The sequence below is a fragment of the Phocaeicola faecalis genome, from assembly GCF_021730445.1.
In the GTDB taxonomy this organism is placed as follows: domain Bacteria; phylum Bacteroidota; class Bacteroidia; order Bacteroidales; family Bacteroidaceae; genus Phocaeicola; species Phocaeicola faecalis.
Map to the genome: position 1 here is coordinate 12333 of NZ_JADNRM010000006.1, position 15910 is coordinate 28242.

Annotated in this window: 12 protein-coding genes and 1 tRNA gene; 6 read left to right on the forward strand and 7 right to left on the reverse strand. The window is 45.3% G+C overall.

The window, feature by feature from the left end:
* Positions 1–47: 47 nt before the first annotated feature.
* From IR173_RS08090 to IR173_RS08110, 5 genes are read right to left on the reverse strand one after another with little or no spacing between them, the layout of a single operon-like run.
* Positions 48–2591, reverse strand: coding sequence for a S9 family peptidase (locus IR173_RS08090; RefSeq protein WP_237039149.1), 2544 nt, complete (start codon positions 2589–2591; stop codon positions 48–50).
* Positions 2592–2614: 23 nt separating this feature from the next.
* A complete protein-coding gene (hydF, locus tag IR173_RS08095; protein ID WP_237039150.1) occupies positions 2615–3805 on the reverse strand; it encodes a [FeFe] hydrogenase H-cluster maturation GTPase HydF in 1191 nt (396 codons plus the stop codon).
* A gap of 10 nt (positions 3806–3815) precedes the next feature.
* Positions 3816–5234, reverse strand: coding sequence for a [FeFe] hydrogenase H-cluster radical SAM maturase HydG (hydG, locus tag IR173_RS08100; protein ID WP_237039151.1), 1419 nt, complete (start codon positions 5232–5234; stop codon positions 3816–3818).
* Between the two features lie 16 nt (positions 5235–5250).
* Positions 5251–6312 (reverse strand): [FeFe] hydrogenase H-cluster radical SAM maturase HydE, encoded by a 1062-nt coding sequence (hydE, locus tag IR173_RS08105; protein WP_237039152.1) that lies wholly within the window; start codon positions 6310–6312, stop codon positions 5251–5253.
* A complete protein-coding gene (locus tag IR173_RS08110; protein ID WP_237039153.1) occupies positions 6296–7774 on the reverse strand; it encodes a 4Fe-4S dicluster domain-containing protein in 1479 nt (492 codons plus the stop codon). The genes hydE and IR173_RS08110 overlap by 17 nt, the downstream gene beginning before the upstream one ends.
* Before the next feature lie 258 nt (positions 7775–8032).
* Between IR173_RS08110 and IR173_RS08115 the strand changes: the two genes are divergently transcribed.
* The 3 genes from IR173_RS08115 to IR173_RS08125 all read left to right on the forward strand — a co-directional run bounded on the left by IR173_RS08115 (position 8033) and on the right by IR173_RS08125 (position 10605).
* Positions 8033–8305 (forward strand): co-chaperone GroES, encoded by a 273-nt coding sequence (locus IR173_RS08115; protein ID WP_005941150.1) that lies wholly within the window; start codon positions 8033–8035, stop codon positions 8303–8305.
* A 139-nt stretch (positions 8306–8444) separates the two neighbouring features.
* Entirely contained in the window at positions 8445–10082 is a 1638-nt protein-coding gene (gene groL / locus IR173_RS08120; protein ID WP_237039154.1) for a chaperonin GroEL, read from the forward strand.
* Between the two features lie 106 nt (positions 10083–10188).
* The gene (locus tag IR173_RS08125) at positions 10189–10605 is read left to right on the forward strand and encodes a hypothetical protein (RefSeq protein WP_237039155.1); all 417 of its coding nucleotides are present in this window, start codon (positions 10189–10191) and stop codon (positions 10603–10605) included.
* Positions 10606–10825: 220 nt separating this feature from the next.
* Here IR173_RS08125 and IR173_RS08130 read toward each other — a convergent pair.
* Positions 10826–10899: transfer RNA gene (locus IR173_RS08130), tRNA-Thr, on the reverse strand.
* A 426-nt stretch (positions 10900–11325) separates the two neighbouring features.
* Between IR173_RS08130 and IR173_RS08135 the strand changes: the two genes are divergently transcribed.
* From IR173_RS08135 to IR173_RS08145, 3 genes are all read left to right on the forward strand, one after another.
* Positions 11326–12678, forward strand: a complete 1353-nt coding sequence (locus tag IR173_RS08135) for an MATE family efflux transporter (RefSeq protein WP_237039156.1) — start codon at positions 11326–11328, stop codon at positions 12676–12678.
* A gap of 36 nt (positions 12679–12714) precedes the next feature.
* Positions 12715–13296, forward strand: coding sequence for a Crp/Fnr family transcriptional regulator (locus IR173_RS08140; protein WP_237039157.1), 582 nt, complete (start codon positions 12715–12717; stop codon positions 13294–13296).
* Positions 13297–13887: 591 nt separating this feature from the next.
* Complete coding sequence (locus IR173_RS08145) at positions 13888–14436, forward strand: beta-class carbonic anhydrase (RefSeq protein ID WP_237039158.1); 549 nt, start codon at positions 13888–13890, stop codon at positions 14434–14436.
* Here IR173_RS08145 and nrfA read toward each other — a convergent pair.
* Positions 14417–15907, reverse strand: coding sequence for an ammonia-forming cytochrome c nitrite reductase (gene nrfA / locus IR173_RS08150; protein ID WP_237039159.1), 1491 nt, complete (start codon positions 15905–15907; stop codon positions 14417–14419). The two genes, IR173_RS08145 and nrfA, sit on opposite strands and share 20 nt — an antisense overlap.
* Positions 15908–15910: the final 3 nt, after the last annotated feature.

A 15910-nucleotide genomic window follows, 5' to 3' on the forward strand; every position in this document is an offset into this window, starting at 1 on the left:
ATTTATCACCGTAGCAGCTTTATCATGGGCTGCTACGGTGATATTTTTTATAGATGGCGTTCGGGATACAAATCGTTCCACCATTCAGGGCTGTCCTGCAACCAACGTGCAAACCATGCCATGATAGAGTTGTGCCATAATATTCGTTTCGGATAATCGGCAATGAAGTGGTTCTCGCCGTCTACGGTTACAAATTCGACAGTCTTGCCCAGAATCTTCAGCGCATTGAACAGTTGAATACTTTCTCCGATGGGTACATTGGTATCCACCGTTCCGTGTAACAATAACAAGGGGGTGTTGATTTTGTCGGCATTGAACAGTGAACCTTGCTTGGTAAACAGTTCCGGATTCTTCCAAGGATAGCTGTCGGCAGCAGCTATTGCATTATATGAATAGCCCCAATATCCTTCTCCCCAATAGCTTGTCACATTACTGATACCGGCATGTGAAACTGCTGCAGCGAAAATGTCGGTTTGTGTTTGCAGGTATTGTGTCATGAATCCGCCGTAGGATGCACCCAGACAGCCGATTTTCTTGTCATTGACAAATGGATGTTCTTTGCAGAACTGCTTGGTGCCTTCGATGATATCGTCGGCTGTGCGTTTACCCCACGCGTTGACGTGGCGTGCCGAGAACTCTTGTCCGTAACCGATAGTTCCGCTCGGATTGATGACATATACTACATAGTCTCGTGAAGCAAACAGTTGTGCACAATAGGGATTGCTGATGCCACGTTCGGTAGGAGTCGTTCCACCATAATAATATACGATAAGCGGATACTTCTTATTGGGGTCGAAATTTGGAGGCAGACACATCATGCCCTGAATAGTGGTTCCGTCTGAGGCGGTGAAGTTCCAAGGTTCCGTCTTACCCAATTCAATCTCGTCCAATATCGGCTTCATGGGGTCGGCAAGCAGACGTGAAGTCTTCTTTTTCATATCATAAAGGTAGGCAACCCCCGCATTATGATTGCTTTGTCCGATATAGGCGGCGATGGAAGGGTTGTTCTCTGAAAGAGCAAAGGCACTGGTGACATCCGTTTCCAGATTGAGTTTCTCAAACTTCTTTGTTTGGGGAGAGTAACGATAGATATTTCTGCAATCTTCATCATTGGTATTGAAATAGATGCAGCCGTCACCTTTATTCCATTGCAGAGGATAGACAGTCGGGGCAAAATCTTTTGTTATCGGCTCAATGTGGCGGGTAGCCAAATCCATGATATAAGCCTGTGAGTCGAAGTCATTGGCAATAGGGTGGTTTCCGCAATTCTTGCCTATGCCTCCGAATGCTTCGGGACTTCCGGTCAACAGCAATTGTTTATCGTCGGGTGAATAACTTGCTCCTCCCATAAAGCGGTCGTTGATAAAGAGTGTATCGACAGCCAATGTTTCCAAATTGACTTGGTAAAGAGAACTTAATGAGAAAGGACGTTCTGTGATATTCTCTTTTGAAGTGCTATAAAGGATATACTTGCCATCGGGCGAGATGTCATTCAGGTAGGTACTGTGGTTACCGAAGGTGAGACGTTCGGATATACCCGTTGCCGGATTATATTTTGCCAAAAAGCTGCGGCGGCGTGAACCGGGAATGCGGTCGGCCGGACTTACGATGCGTTTTAGCGGCCCTTCCTCTTTTACTCCCTCTTCCGAAGGATGATAAATCAGATAGTCTTCATTTGGTGACCAAGTAAAACTTTCTTCCGGAATACCTCTCAGAATAGTCTCTTCTTTTAAAGTCAGCGGGTCGAGGGTGATTACATCATTGCCTTTTGCCGCCTGTACGGTATAATACAATTTATTACTTTTGGGCATCCAGCGCATACCTTCTTTGGCATTGGACAACAGAACTTTACCTGTCTTCAGCTCGGACAGCGTGGTATAGGTATAAGAACGTTTTAAAGAGTGGTTGTTCCAATAGCGTGTAAGCAGGTACTTGCCGTCGGGTGAGATGGATACGCCGATGACACGATTGCCGTAAACCGTGTTCGGGAGGGCAAAGCGTTTCTTCTGTTCGGGAGAAACAAAACAGGTTATTTCTTTAAATTTATCATCTTTGATGAGTTCACACTTTAAAGTAGGCTCTGCTTTATCCTCAGAACTGGAAAGTAGCTTGATGGTGATTTCGTAATCGGCTTCAGGTTCCAGACGGAGGTTGACTTCACGGGTAGAGGCGCCGGATATGCTGTCTTCAGCACTTTCTTTCGACATCTTTGATTCTCCGTTGATAAAGATTTCCCAACGGGCCGGTGAAGTGATTTTTAATTTCCCCGTCATGAAGCGTTCGGCACGCAAGGCGGTCTCCAATAAGTAGATACTGTTGTCTTTCTCTGCTTTGGGGAATGATAGGATTCCGGCAGTATCGGCATTCAGCACTTGAAAAGGAGCTCCGGCAAGGTCAAGCACAACTGGAGTTTTAAGCAAATCCTTGGCTGTGTGTTTTTCACCTTTCGGGTTGATGCTGTCATTCATAATCGGGGTGCGTACTGTAATGGCATCGCGCACCTTGAATTGGGTTAGTTTCTCTTGGGCTTGCAGGCAGGTACCGGCTCCGGTTGCCAATAACAAGGCAAGCATTGTGGTTCGTTTCTTCATGCTTTTATTTTTTGATTAAATGGTTAATAAACTATTTTATCTAAAATGCCGTTGAGACAGGCAATAGCCACTCCGTAATTGGTCATCGGTATGTGCTGGCGGCGTGCCTGGTCGATACGGCTTAATACATATTTACGGTTGAACATACAACCTCCGCAATGAATAATCAGCTCATAAGAACTAAGGTCGGTGGGGAAGTCGGTGCCTGATACTATATCTATATGTAGACTTTCACCGGTTTTCTTTTTGAGCAGCCGAGGGAGTTTCACTCTGCCGATGTCTTCCGAAAGAGGAGCATGCGTGCAGGCTTCGGCTATCAGTACCCGTGATTGTGGGGTGAGGCTATCAATGGCAGCGGCACTTTCTATATAATAATGTATATCTCCTTTATATCCTGCCATCAACACAGAAAAGGAGGTGAGCAGACTGGATTCGGGTTTCAGGCGATATACCTCGTGGAACACTTGTGAGTCTGTGATAATCAGACGGGGAGCGCGTGAAAGGGCTTCCAGTGTGTGGGTGAGTCGGTCGGTTGTGCAGCTCATGACAAGGCATTTTTTGTCGAGCAGTTCGCGCATGGTTTGCACCTGAGGAAGGATGAGTCTTCCTTTGGGTGCCTGTATATCTTGCGGCATGACCAGCAATACCAAGTCTCCTTCTTGTACCAAGTCACCGGTAATGGTTTGTTGACCGAAATCGGTCGGCAGCTTTCGGAGAATGGTTTGATACACGGCTTCTATGCCTGTACGTTCCTTGGCGCTGACAATGAGAGGCGTTTCTCCGCAAGTCTTTTCAATTCGGACAGCGGTGTCGGCAGCACATTCGCGATGGTCTGACTTATTAAGAATAAGGATGACCGGAATGTTTCGGTCGTTCAATTGCTGTATCCATTGCCGCTCCTCTTCCATATTTCCGTCTTCGCAAAGCAATAATGCAATGTCTGTGCGTTCGATGGCTTTCAGGGTGCGGGCAATGCGCATTTCCCCCAATACTCCTTCGTCATCAAATCCCGGGGTATCTATAAAAATACAAGGCCCGATGCCGTGTATTTCCATGGCTTTATTCACAAGGTCGGTAGTGGTGCCCGGAACATCGGAAACAAGAGCCGTGTCCTGTCCCGTCAAAGCGTTGATAAGCGATGACTTACCACTGTTACGACGTCCGAAAATAGCAATATGCAGACGGTTGGCGTTAGGGGTATTGTTCATATTCATGAATTCTATATTAAAATCTAAAGTCACGTTTTCCTTCTATTATCTCTTTCAGATTATGTGCGGCTATCTCTTTTATTTTGGGATTGGGGATATGTTCCAATTCTTTTTGGATTAAGACTTCTCCTTTGGCGCGTGTGCCGGCGGATGCATAATCTTCCAGATATTCTTTTAAAGTCATGAGAGCGTTGGGAGCACAGCAATTCGCTATTTGTCCCGATTTGACTAATGACATGAAACGGTCGCCTGTTCTGCCTGCCCGGTAGCAGGCGGTGCAGAAACTGGGAATGTGTCCCATGTCGAGCAGCCAGTTGACTACCTCATCCAATGTCCGTGTATCGCTGATATCGAATTGGGCGGAATTTTCTTCCTTCGGTTCAGGCGTGGCGTAACCGCCTACGCTGGTGCGTGACCCGCCACTGATTTGGGATATACCCAAATGCAGTACCTTGCTGCGTGTGGCAACCGATTCGCGTGTGGAAATAATCATTCCCGTATAAGGTACGGCAATGCGGATAATGGCTACGATGCGGCAGAATATATCATCGGAAACGGCATTGGGAAAGTCGTTTGTGGAAATATCGTCAGCCGGACAGATGCGAGGCACGCTGATGGTGTGCGGACCGACTCCGAAGGTGGCTTCCAAATGTTCCGCATGCATCAACAGTCCGATAAAGTCATATTTATAAGTGTTGAGTCCGAACAATACTCCCAGTCCCACGTCGTCTATGCCACCTTCCATGGCACGGTCCATGGCCTCGGTGTGGTAGGCATATCTGCTTTTAGGACCGGTGGGATGCAAGGCTTCGTAGTTTTCTTTGTGATAAGTTTCCTGAAACAGGATATAGGTACCGATGCCGGCATCCTTTAACCGGCGGTAGTTTTCTACTGTGGTTGCGGCAATGTTGACATTCACCCGGCGGATGGCTCCATTTTTATGTTTGATGCTGTAAATGGTGTCAATGGATTCCAGGATATATTCGATGGGATTGTGCAAAGAATCTTCGCCGGCTTCGAGTGCCAGACGTTTGTGGCCCATATCCTGCAGAGCGATAACTTCTTTCCTGATTTCCTCCTGTGTCAACTTCTTGCGGGCTATCGTCTTATTCTTCAGGTGGTAAGGACAATATACACAACCATTGACACAATAATTGGAAAGATATAACGGAGCGAACATGACAATGCGGTTGCCATAAAATTTATGTTTGATTTCTTCGGCCAAGCGAAAAATCCGTTCTATCAAGTCCGGTTGGCCACATTCCAGCAGGAGAGCTGCTTCCCGGTGGGTCAGACCTTTACATTGGGCAGCTTTGTCTATCAATGACTCAATCAGTGCACGGTTACTCTTATGGGTTTCTGCATCACTCATTGTATCCAGAATTTCCTGATGGTCAATAAACTCTTCCGCTATTTTTGAATCTGCTTTATACATTATATTCTAATTGTTTTTATGTTCTGTTTCCGTCATAATCTCCTCTTTCTGCCGAAATCCGGTACCCAATGGCGCCTAACCGTTCGGACAGCTTTTTTAATCCTTCCGCAGCTTCGGCACCGAAAGCGGCCTTATGGTCATACAAGGCATATTTCGCGCGTTGTTCCGGTGGTGACAGATTGGGCATCACTACATTGGCTCCTGCCAATATCCCTTGTTCGCGTCCATCCGTTGCAAGAGTTGCCAATGCTGTTGTGGATGGGATAAGGGCGTATGGATGCATTAACCTGAAGATGGAAAGCAATTTGAGTGTCATTCTCACGCTTCCGGCGGCTTTACCGGCAAATGGAGTGTCGTGATGGGGAATGAAAGGACCGATGCCAATCATCTCCGGTTGAAAATGCTCGATAAACAATAGGTCTTCCACCAGATGCCCGATTGTTTGTCCGGGACTGCCTACCATGATTCCCGTACCGGTCTGATAGCCGATTTCCTTTAACCATTGCAGGCATTGCAACCTGTGTTCGGATGACATGGTGGGGGGATGGAGTTGCCGGTAATGTGCCTGATTGTATGTTTCGTGGCGAAGTAAATAGCGGTTTGCACCGGCACGGAAAAAACGCTCGTAAGCCTCTCGTGTTTTCTCGCCCAGTGACAAGGTAATGGCGCAATCAGGAAAAAGCTGACGGACAGATGATACCGTTTGCTCTATCCATTCGTCCGTCATGGCGGAATCTTCTCCTCCCTGCATTACAAACGTACGGAACCCGGCTTCGTATCCTTCACGGCAGCATGTTAAGATTGTTTCCCGCGTCAGTCCGTAGCGGGTGACCGACGGATTACCTTTCCGAATGCCGCAATAATAGCAATTATTACGGCATCGGTTACTGATTTCTATGAGTCCGCGGATGAATACTCTATTGCCGAACCGAGAAAGGGTTTCCTCTTGAGCTTGCTTTTGTAGATAAGATAAGCAGTTACTGTCCTGACATTCGAGCAGAATTTTATATTCTTCCGCCGTCAGTTTATGTCCCTTCCTCAGTTTGTCTATCAAGAGTATTTCATTCCATATTTTCATAGGTTTTGGTTTGTTTGGTCAATTCTTGCGATAGTTGCCACTTACCCGACTTGCTTCCACTGTGCGTGCTGGGGCCGGTGATGCAACCTCCTTCGCAAGCCATTACTTCGATAAACTGTCCCGGAGTCTTGCCTGTTTTGGCGTATGCACGTAATGCTGCAATATTTTTTTTATTCAAGTCTGAAACCTGAATAGCATTTATCTTGTCTGCTTCCATCTTGAGGAATGCTTTCACAGCACCCATTACACCGCCTGCCTGAGCAAATCCATGCGCTTCGCGCACAGAAGAGAACTCCATGGCGTATGGTTGTACTATTTCTAAATTGACTTCCATCGCATCGAAGATAGAAGAAATTTCCTCGAATGTCATCACAAAATCCACAGCTTCGTCACGTTGTGCTTCTTTACGCTTGGCTACACATGGCCCCACAAATACTATTTTTGCATCGGGATGCTTTTTCTTGGCGATACGTGCGGCATAGTACATTGGAGAACCCGTAGTCGAAACATATTTCTTCATGTCAGGAATATACTTGTTCACCAACTCAATATAAGAAGGACAACAGGAAGTGGTCATGAACTTTTGGCCTTCTTCCAGTTTCTCAATCAGTTCATGTGCTTCATTTTCTACTGTTTCCATTGCACCTTGTGCGACTTCAATCACATCTGCGAAACCGATTTGTCTGAATGCTCCGTATACTTGTTCGATAGTGGTGCTGAACTGTCCTAGAATGGAAGGTGCTACAATAGCCACTACCTTTTCTCCTTTACGGATACGCTGTAACACATCGAACGTTTGTGATATTTCGAAAATAGCTCCGAAAGGACAAGCATTCATACATTTTCCGCAATAGATACATTTGTCTTCGTCAATGTGTTCTATGCCATGCTCGTCTTTGCTGATAGCCTTGACAGGACAGGATTCCTCGCAAGGAACCGGGATGTAAACGATAGCATGATAAGGGCAACTTTTGTGGCAGATGCCGCAACTGATGCAAGTATCGTGGTCAATCCATGCTTTACCGGTGTCTGCATGTACATGAACAGCCCCTTTGGGGCAGTTGTATTGACAACTGCGGGCAGTACATCCGCGACACAGGTCGGTAATTTCGTAGTTAATCTGTACGCAGGCGGAGCAGGCTTCGTCTATCACGCACATTATATTGTCCTTGGGCATCCCATTTTCTGCACGGTCGAGTGCTTTGGCGGCATATTCGGATAATGAAGTGAGTTCGTCTATTTCATCGTCCATATCCAGGCCCAGCAAAGGGAGTGATTTATACTTCCACACGGCGCGTTCTTTATGCACGCAGCAACGTCCGGCATGTTTTGAACGTCGAGGACTCAATTCCAGAGGCAGACGGTCTATCTTGTCTGTTGTCAGTTCTCCATTTTTCCACAGTCTCACAAGTTCGGTCAGTAACTTGTGGCGGACAATCATAATGTTGTTCGTAAAAGCCATATAGTTCAAAAGGTTAGTTGTTAGGTTTTGCAAAGATAGTGATATGTTTGCGTTTCATCCCTATAATCGTTAAAGAAAATGAATAAAAAAGGATTTTGGCAGAAACGAACGTTTGTCATAATGTCAATTTGACAGTTTATATCTGCCAATTCATCGACTTTCGGCTTTGGCATGCTTTTAGTTGAAGGTTTTCCGTCGTCTTTTAAAAAGACATCAATAAACTCGATATAATGTATAACAAATAAAATATTAAGCACTATGAACATTAAACCATTAGCAGACAGAGTACTGATTCTTCCTGCTCCTGCAGAAGAGAAAACAATCGGTGGTATCATCATTCCTGATACAGCAAAAGAAAAACCATTGCAAGGTGAAGTTGTTGCCGTAGGTAACGGAACAAAAGACGAAGAAATGGTGTTGCATGTAGGCGACCAGGTATTGTATGGTAAATACTCGGGCACTGAACTGGAACATGACGGTAAGAAATACCTTATCATGCGTCAGAGCGACGTTCTCGCTGTTTTGGGATAATTCATTTTAAATAATTAGATTAACAATAGAACAGAATCATTTGTTATCCTGAATGAAAACGAAGAATCGGTAAACTACTTGGAGCTATTTTGATTCTTCACTTCGTTTAGAATGACAGATTAAAAAAAGAATAAAGATTATGGCTAAAGATATTAAATTCAACATTGACGCCCGTGAAGAACTGAAAAAGGGTGTGGACGAATTGGCTAACGCGGTGAAAGTAACTCTTGGTCCGAAAGGTCGTAATGTGATTATCGAAAAGAAATTCGGTGCTCCTCACATTACTAAAGATGGTGTGACAGTTGCTAAAGAAGTGGAATTGGCTGACCCATTCCAGAACACAGGTGCACAATTGGTGAAATCGGTTGCTTCAAAGACTGGTGACGATGCAGGTGACGGTACTACTACCGCTACAGTATTGGCTCAATCAATCGTGGGTGTTGGTTTGAAGAATGTTACTGCCGGAGCAAACCCGATGGATTTGAAACGCGGTATAGACAAAGCTGTTGCAAAAGTAGTTGAATCTATCAAGTCTCAGGCCGAAATGGTAGGTGATAACTATGACAAGATTGAACAAGTAGCTGCTGTTTCTGCCAACAACGATCCTACTATCGGTAAGTTGATTGCAGACGCTATGCGCAAGGTTTCTAAAGATGGTGTTATCACTATCGAGGAAGCCAAAGGTACTGACACTACTATCGGTGTGGTAGAAGGTATGCAGTTCGACCGCGGTTACCTGTCAGCTTACTTCGTGACTGATACTGAAAAGATGGAATGTGTGATGGAACATCCGTACATCTTAATCTATGATAAGAAGATTTCTAACTTGAAAGATTTCTTGCCTATCCTGGAACCGGCTGTACAGAGCGGACGTCCTTTGTTGGTGATTGCAGAAGATGTGGACAGTGAAGCATTGACTACTTTGGTGGTGAACCGTCTGCGTTCTCAGTTGAAGATTTGTGCTGTGAAGGCTCCGGGCTTCGGCGACCGTCGTAAGGCTATGTTGGAAGATATTGCCGTATTGACCGGTGGTATCGTTATCAGCGAAGAAAAAGGTTTGAAACTGGAACAAGCTACTCTTGAAATGTTGGGTACTTGCGATAAGGTAACTGTTTCTAAGGACAATACTACTATCGTAAACGGTGCCGGTGCAAAAGAAAACATTCAGGAACGCATCAACCAAATCAAAGCTGAAATCAAGAATACCACTTCAGACTATGATAAGGAAAAATTGCAGGAACGTCTGGCTAAGTTGTCAGGTGGTGTAGCTGTTCTTTATGTAGGTGCTGCTTCTGAAGTAGAAATGAAGGAAAAGAAAGACCGTGTGGATGATGCATTGTGTGCCACTCGTGCAGCTATCGAAGAAGGTATCGTTCCGGGCGGTGGTGTAGCTTACATCCGTGCTTCAGAATCTTTGGAAGGCTTGAAGGGCGATAACGAAGATGAAACAACCGGTATTGAAATCATCAAGCGTGCCATCGAAGAACCGCTTCGTCAGATTGTGGCCAATGCAGGTAAGGAAGGTGCAGTAGTTGTACAGAAAGTACGTGAAGGTAAAGGTGACTTCGGTTACAATGCCCGTACTGACGTTTACGAAAACTTGCACGCTGCCGGTGTGGTAGACCCTGCCAAGGTAACTCGTGTCGCTCTTGAAAATGCAGCTTCTATCGCAGGTATGTTCCTGACTACAGAATGTGTGATTGTGGAAAAGAAAGAAGATAAACCCGAAATGCCGATGGGTGCTCCCGGAATGGGTGGCATGGGCGGCATGATGTAATTTTTGCCCTATAAATGATTGAAATTCCTTGCTGGCGATAAAAAGTCGGCAAGGAATTTTTTTATTTGATAGTATTCCCTATATTTGTGAAAACTAACATTTTAATATGATGGATACATTTTTAGTTCACTGGGATAAAAAGAAGTTTTTCAACTGTCTTCCGGATGTGTGGTTTCTAGCTATTTTGTTGTTGGGCTGGGGAGAACTCATGAGTGCTGTGTTGCTAGGCACATGGCATACCGTAGAGATTATACTGGGTGTATTTCTTTTGCTGGTTACAGGTCTTTTAATCAAGCAGCTTATCCGAAGGAATGGGGCGATAAGTGTCTTTATGGGTATTTTCTTTCTGATGTGCTCCCTTTTCTTTTCAATCGCTCTCTTTTCGGAGCTTCGTGAATTCTCAAAGATGACAGAGCCAAATGCAATAGCATTATTATTGGGAGGAGGGATGATAGTGGGAGGTTCGCTGGTGATGTCGATTCTGATGATGGTACGTGATACCTCGGTTCGGATGCCATCATAACAACTTTCGCAAACAATACCCCTTGTTTCTTGGGAAAAAGATACAATTAGAAAGAGGTGGGGTGTGTTAAAACCTGGATAATGCTGTCGTTTCGTTCGTAGGGGCAAGGTTTGCTCGCCCGAAAACAGTTTGCTTTGTGTCTTCGGACAGGCAAACCCTGCCCCTACAGCTGGCGATGGGATAGGTCGGTTTAGTTTTGACACACTCCCTTCTTTTGGTGAGCCTCTTGTCGGATTCGAACCAACGACCCCGAGATTACAAATCACGTGCTCTGGCCAACTGAGCTAAAGAGGCAATTCTTTTGTTTTGCGGGTGCAAAGGTAGTGATTTCTTTTTAACTCACAAACTTTTCGTTGTAAAAAGTGGGACACATTGTTTTCTTGGGAATTTAAATCCTTGTTTTATCTCCTTATATCATATCACCTACAAAGGGAAGAGTAAGCCGTTTCTTAGGGTCGGCTAAGGCTTTTTAAACGGAAGAATATTACAGTCTCCGGCAACAGACTGTACAGTCCACCGTAGCAGACTGTACGGTCCACTGTAGCAGACTGTACAGTCCACTGCCGAAGACTGTAGTAATCCGACTGACAGACAGGCATAATCGAAAGGATGAAAACGCTTAGTCTGGCTAATGAAAAAGTGACTGAAATTACCAAATGGTAATTTTTACCCTAAAATAAGGCCTTATCTTTGCAACCGGAAAAATAAATTGATATAGGTATGAAAGATAGTATTGATTTTGGTAGTATGGAAATTCCGAAATTGTTTCGGAAGTTACTGATACCTACTGTGTTGGGGATGGTCTTTTCGGCTGTGTTTGTCATAACAGACGGAATATTTGTAGGTAAGGGAATTGGTAGTGATGCATTGGCTGCGGTAAATATTACGGCTCCACTGTTTTTGATAAGTACAGGCATCGGGCTGATGTTTGGAGTGGGGGCGTCCGTGGTTGCCTCCATTCATTTGTCACAGGATAAACAGAAGTCGGCGCGGATTAATGTGACACAGGCGGTGGTGGTTTCTTCTTTGTTCCTGGCATTGCTATGGGGGGCGGTGTGTATGTTTGCACCTCAAGTGGCACGATTGTTGGGAAGTTCGGAACGATTGTTGCCTTTGGCGGTAGAGTATATGTATTGGTTCCTTCCGTTTTTAGTGTTCAGTGCACTGCTCAGTTCGGGAATGTTTTTTGTGCGATTGGATGGTTCTCCTAACTATGCCATGTTGTGCAATGCTATTCCGGCAGTGATTAATATTGTGCTCGATTATGTGTTCATCTTCATTTTCGGTTGGGGAATGAGGGGTGCGGCACTTGCCACCAGCTTGGGTTATGTGATTGGGGCTGCCATGATAATCATATATTTGAGCCGTAAGAAAAATGTAATCCGTTTCTGCCGTGTGAAGTTCAGCAAGAAGAGCATGCAGCTCACTTGGCGTAATGTGAAATATATGTGCCGTTTGGGAGCATCAACGTTTTTGTGTGAGGGGGCAATAGCCTGTATGATGTTTGCCGGTAACTATGTGTTTATCTCTTATTTGGGAGAAGACGGGGTGGCGGCTTTCAGCATTGCCTGCTATTTTTTCCCTATTATATTTATGGTGTATAATGCCATTGGACAGTCGGTGCAACCCATCCTGAGCTATAATTTCGGAGCCGGTGATGAAGCACGTGTGCGTTCGGCTTTTCGTCTGGCATTAATGACTGCTGTGATTTGCGGGCTTGTGTTTTTTATGCTTACAGCGATATTCAATCATCAGATAGTGGCCATGTTTATTGACCGTTCTTATCCGGCATACGATATTGCAGTGGCAGGATTGCCTTTGTTTGCTTCGGGATTTGTCTTCTTTGCTGTGAATATTGTATCTATTGGTTATTTTCAGAGTGTGGAGCGTGCGCGCCCGGCAATGGTGGTTACGGTGTTGCGCGGATTCGTATTCATGGTTATCTGCCTTTTCGGATTGCCGTTGCTGCTTAAAGTGCCCGGTATCTGGCTGGCTGTTCCGTTGGCTGAAGTACTTACTTTTTTAGTAATCACCACAATTTATTGGCGCAAACGTCGGTTGGTTCACGGATGATTTCTTACCTTTGCGGTACTAAATCAAGTGGAAAGTATGGATGCGTTTGTTCAGAAGTTTTGCGAGAAGTACAGTTTGCCGATAACAGCGAGTTTGCAGTTATTGGCGAAAATGGAAAAGCTCCACTTCCGCAAAGGAGATTTTCTGGTGCAGGAGGGTGAACGGAATTCGAACTTCTATATTATAAGCAAGGGAATCTGGCGGGGACATTACCTGAATGACGGGGTGGATGTCTCCGTCTGGTTTGCTTCTGAAGGAGAGGCTATTTTTTCGTCTTGGGGCTACATAGAAAATACTCCTTCATTGGTCTCCATAGAGGCTATGTGTGACAGTGAACTTTATGGTATTTCTAAGGCAAAACTGGAGTCTTTTTATGCTTCATCAGCAGAATTGGCCAACTTCGGACGACGGCTTTTCGAACAACAGTTTCTCGGTTTGGAGAATTGGATTATCAGCGGAGGAAGTCCTCGTGCCAAAGAGCGTTATCTTACTTTGCTGGAAGAAAACCCTGAGCTTTTGCAATATGTTCCGTTGAAGCATATTGCTTCTTATTTGTGGATTACCCCGCAGTCATTGAGCCGCATCCGTGCAGGGTTGGGCAAGAAGAAAAAAGAGTAGCGGCTCATTCGATTGTGTGGAACTACATAGGTTTGAGCGTCAGCTTCGCCTGATGATGTGTGCTGATACAGACCGTAATATTTTGGAAGAACTCGGGGAACGTTGGGCTGTGAGTTCGCGCAACGTATACCGATATACCGGGTCAAGTCAAAAAGTGTGTGGGCATCATATTTTGAGAAGATTCCAATATGACAATGTAAGAATACAGATTCTTTTAAGGCATTATAAATGAAGTATATCAGATGACCGCTTGATTGGGTACCGGTATTGTAACCCATAGTTCACGCTTATCACCCACAGGATTTTCGGATTGGGAGTGTGTCAAAACTAAACCAGTCTATCCAATCGTCAGCTGTAGGGGCAGGGTTTGCCTGCCCGAAGGCACAAAGTAAACTGTTTTCGGGCGAGCGAACCTTGCCCCTACGAACGAAACGACAGCATTATCCACGTTTTGACACAACCCCATTCAAGAGGGCAGGGGGGATGGTCCGCATGTAAAAAGTCGGGCGTCCATTAAAATTCTCAGGCGGGAATGTACCGCTTCATTTGTTTTTTTCGTATGTTTGCGAGAGACATAAAAAACGCAGAACCATGTTAGATGAAATTCTAGAATTCAACAAACAATTTGTAGCAAACAAGGGGTATGAAAAATATATTACCAATAAATATCCCGATAAGAAAATCGCTATTCTTTCATGCATGGATACCCGACTGACCGAGTTGTTGCCGGCCGCTTTGGGCATCAAGAATGGTGATGTGAAAATGATAAAAAATGCAGGAGGTGTCATCTCGCATCCTTTCGGGAGTGTAATTCGCAGTCTGATGGTGGCTATATATGAGTTGGGTGTAAAAGAAGTCATGGTCATAGCCCATTCCGATTGTGGTGCTTGCCACATGAACAGCACTGAAATGATAGAGCACATGAAGGCGCGCGGTATCAAGCAGGAAACAATCGATATGATTCACTATTGTGGTGTGGACTTTGCGGCATGGCTGGACGGATTTGAAGATACGGAGAAATCCGTGCGCGGCACTGTGCATGCCATTGTCAATCATCCGTTGATACCTTCTGATATCAAGGTCTATGGATTCATCATTGATTCGGTGACAGGGAAGCTGACTAAAGTGAATGTGGAGTGATGCGGCCGTTTTCCCTGGCTTTCTTCAGCCATTGTGGAACGACCTTTTCCAAGAACTTTTCTTTGGCGGCTTTCTCTGCCGGGATATTCAGGCCGATGTATTGCTGTGCCTTTTCTTTGGTAGAGAGGTCTGGTAATGCTACCTCTTCCGTATATCCGTGCCTTGTCAGCACTTTGGCAATGGCCATTCGTGCCTGATATGCTTTATCCAGTCCGTGTCCCAGTATACGCATCGTTTCTTGCGGCGCATGGAAAGAAGCGCCATGTGAAGATACTCCGAAATCCCATCTCCATTGTGCCTGGCGGATAAACTGCAAAGCTTTTTTCATTTCCTCGTCAGTGGCTCCCTGTTGCCATGCAAACTTTGCCTCGATGTGTGCTTTTGCCAGTTCTTTTTCCAAGAGTATGCGCAGTTCATTTGCTTTTTGTTGGCGTTCGTACACATTATTGCAAAGTGTTTCTTGATTTCCACGGTGACAGGTGAGGCAAGTGCGTTGCGCCACAGTCAATGGATTCTGGATGTGGTGGTCGCTATACTTTATGCCTCCTTCATTATTATAGGGCATGTGGCAGTCGGCACAGGATACACCGCGCTGGCCATGAATACCCATTTGAAAAATTTCATAGTCGGGGTGCTGTGCTTTTATAATGCGGGCACGACTCAGGGTATGAATATAATCAGTGAAATCCGTTTCATCATAGTACTTCTCGATGTTTTCCATCGTAAAGCCTTTATCCCAGGGGAAAGTTACGTACTTGTCGTTCCCCTTGAAGTAGTATTCAGAATGACATTGAGCGCATACCAATGAACGCATTTCCTGAGAAGATACTTTTGTTATATCTTTTCCCTGGCGGCTGAATGCTTCGATAAGGGCGGGACGGCTGATGTGCAGATTCATATTTTCCGGTTCGTGGCAGTCTGCACATCCGATGGGGTTTACTATTTCGCTACCCAGTGCTGCCCATTTGTTATGGTAGAAAGAATCCACCCCGATGCTCTCTATCAATCGGGGGGCGTCCGGGCTTTTGCATACCCAGCAGGATGCAGATTGAGGTCCTTCGGTGTCACTCATAGGTGCGCCGGTGCGGAGCGAATGGGTGATATCGTTTAGTGCAAACATGTGTCCTTGCGGGGTGCGGTAGTCTTTGGAAAAAGCATAACCGGCCCATAGTATAACCAGTTCGGGGCGTTGTGCCAAAACATCGACGGCTGTTCCTTCTGTGCAGTTGCCTTGGTATCCTACGGTGAGTGTATCTGCCCAGGTCTGATACTCGCGCGGGTAATTTTCGGAGAAAACAGAACTGCGGGCTTCTATGCCGGTTATCTTTATTTTCTTCTTACCGGTAACTGTATTTGTTGTTTCCGTTTGATGTTCCAACAAAGTGGATATCGCAACACCCGATACAAAAACGAGTGCCATAGCTGCACAGAACAATAGCCACCTCTGCCAAGGCCTCAGTGTATTTTCCATTAT

What these genes read in the sequence shown, in the direction of transcription:
- IR173_RS08090 (WP_237039149.1), bottom strand. Translation starts at nt 2,591, where the DNA reads ATGAAGAAACGAACCACAATGCTTGCCTTGTTATTGGCAACCGGAGCC.
- hydF (WP_237039150.1), bottom strand. Translation starts at nt 3,805, where the DNA reads ATGAATATGAACAATACCCCTAACGCCAACCGTCTGCATATTGCTATT.
- hydG (WP_237039151.1), bottom strand. Translation starts at nt 5,234, where the DNA reads ATGTATAAAGCAGATTCAAAAATAGCGGAAGAGTTTATTGACCATCAG.
- hydE (WP_237039152.1), bottom strand. Translation starts at nt 6,312, where the DNA reads ATGAAAATATGGAATGAAATACTCTTGATAGACAAACTGAGGAAGGGA.
- IR173_RS08110 (WP_237039153.1), bottom strand. Translation starts at nt 7,774, where the DNA reads ATGGCTTTTACGAACAACATTATGATTGTCCGCCACAAGTTACTGACC.
- IR173_RS08115 (WP_005941150.1), top strand. Translation starts at nt 8,033, where the DNA reads ATGAACATTAAACCATTAGCAGACAGAGTACTGATTCTTCCTGCTCCT.
- groL (WP_237039154.1), top strand. Translation starts at nt 8,445, where the DNA reads ATGGCTAAAGATATTAAATTCAACATTGACGCCCGTGAAGAACTGAAA.
- IR173_RS08125 (WP_237039155.1), top strand. Translation starts at nt 10,189, where the DNA reads ATGATGGATACATTTTTAGTTCACTGGGATAAAAAGAAGTTTTTCAAC.
- IR173_RS08135 (WP_237039156.1), top strand. Translation starts at nt 11,326, where the DNA reads ATGAAAGATAGTATTGATTTTGGTAGTATGGAAATTCCGAAATTGTTT.
- IR173_RS08140 (WP_237039157.1), top strand. Translation starts at nt 12,715, where the DNA reads ATGGATGCGTTTGTTCAGAAGTTTTGCGAGAAGTACAGTTTGCCGATA.
- IR173_RS08145 (WP_237039158.1), top strand. Translation starts at nt 13,888, where the DNA reads ATGTTAGATGAAATTCTAGAATTCAACAAACAATTTGTAGCAAACAAG.
- nrfA (WP_237039159.1), bottom strand. Translation starts at nt 15,907, where the DNA reads ATGGAAAATACACTGAGGCCTTGGCAGAGGTGGCTATTGTTCTGTGCA.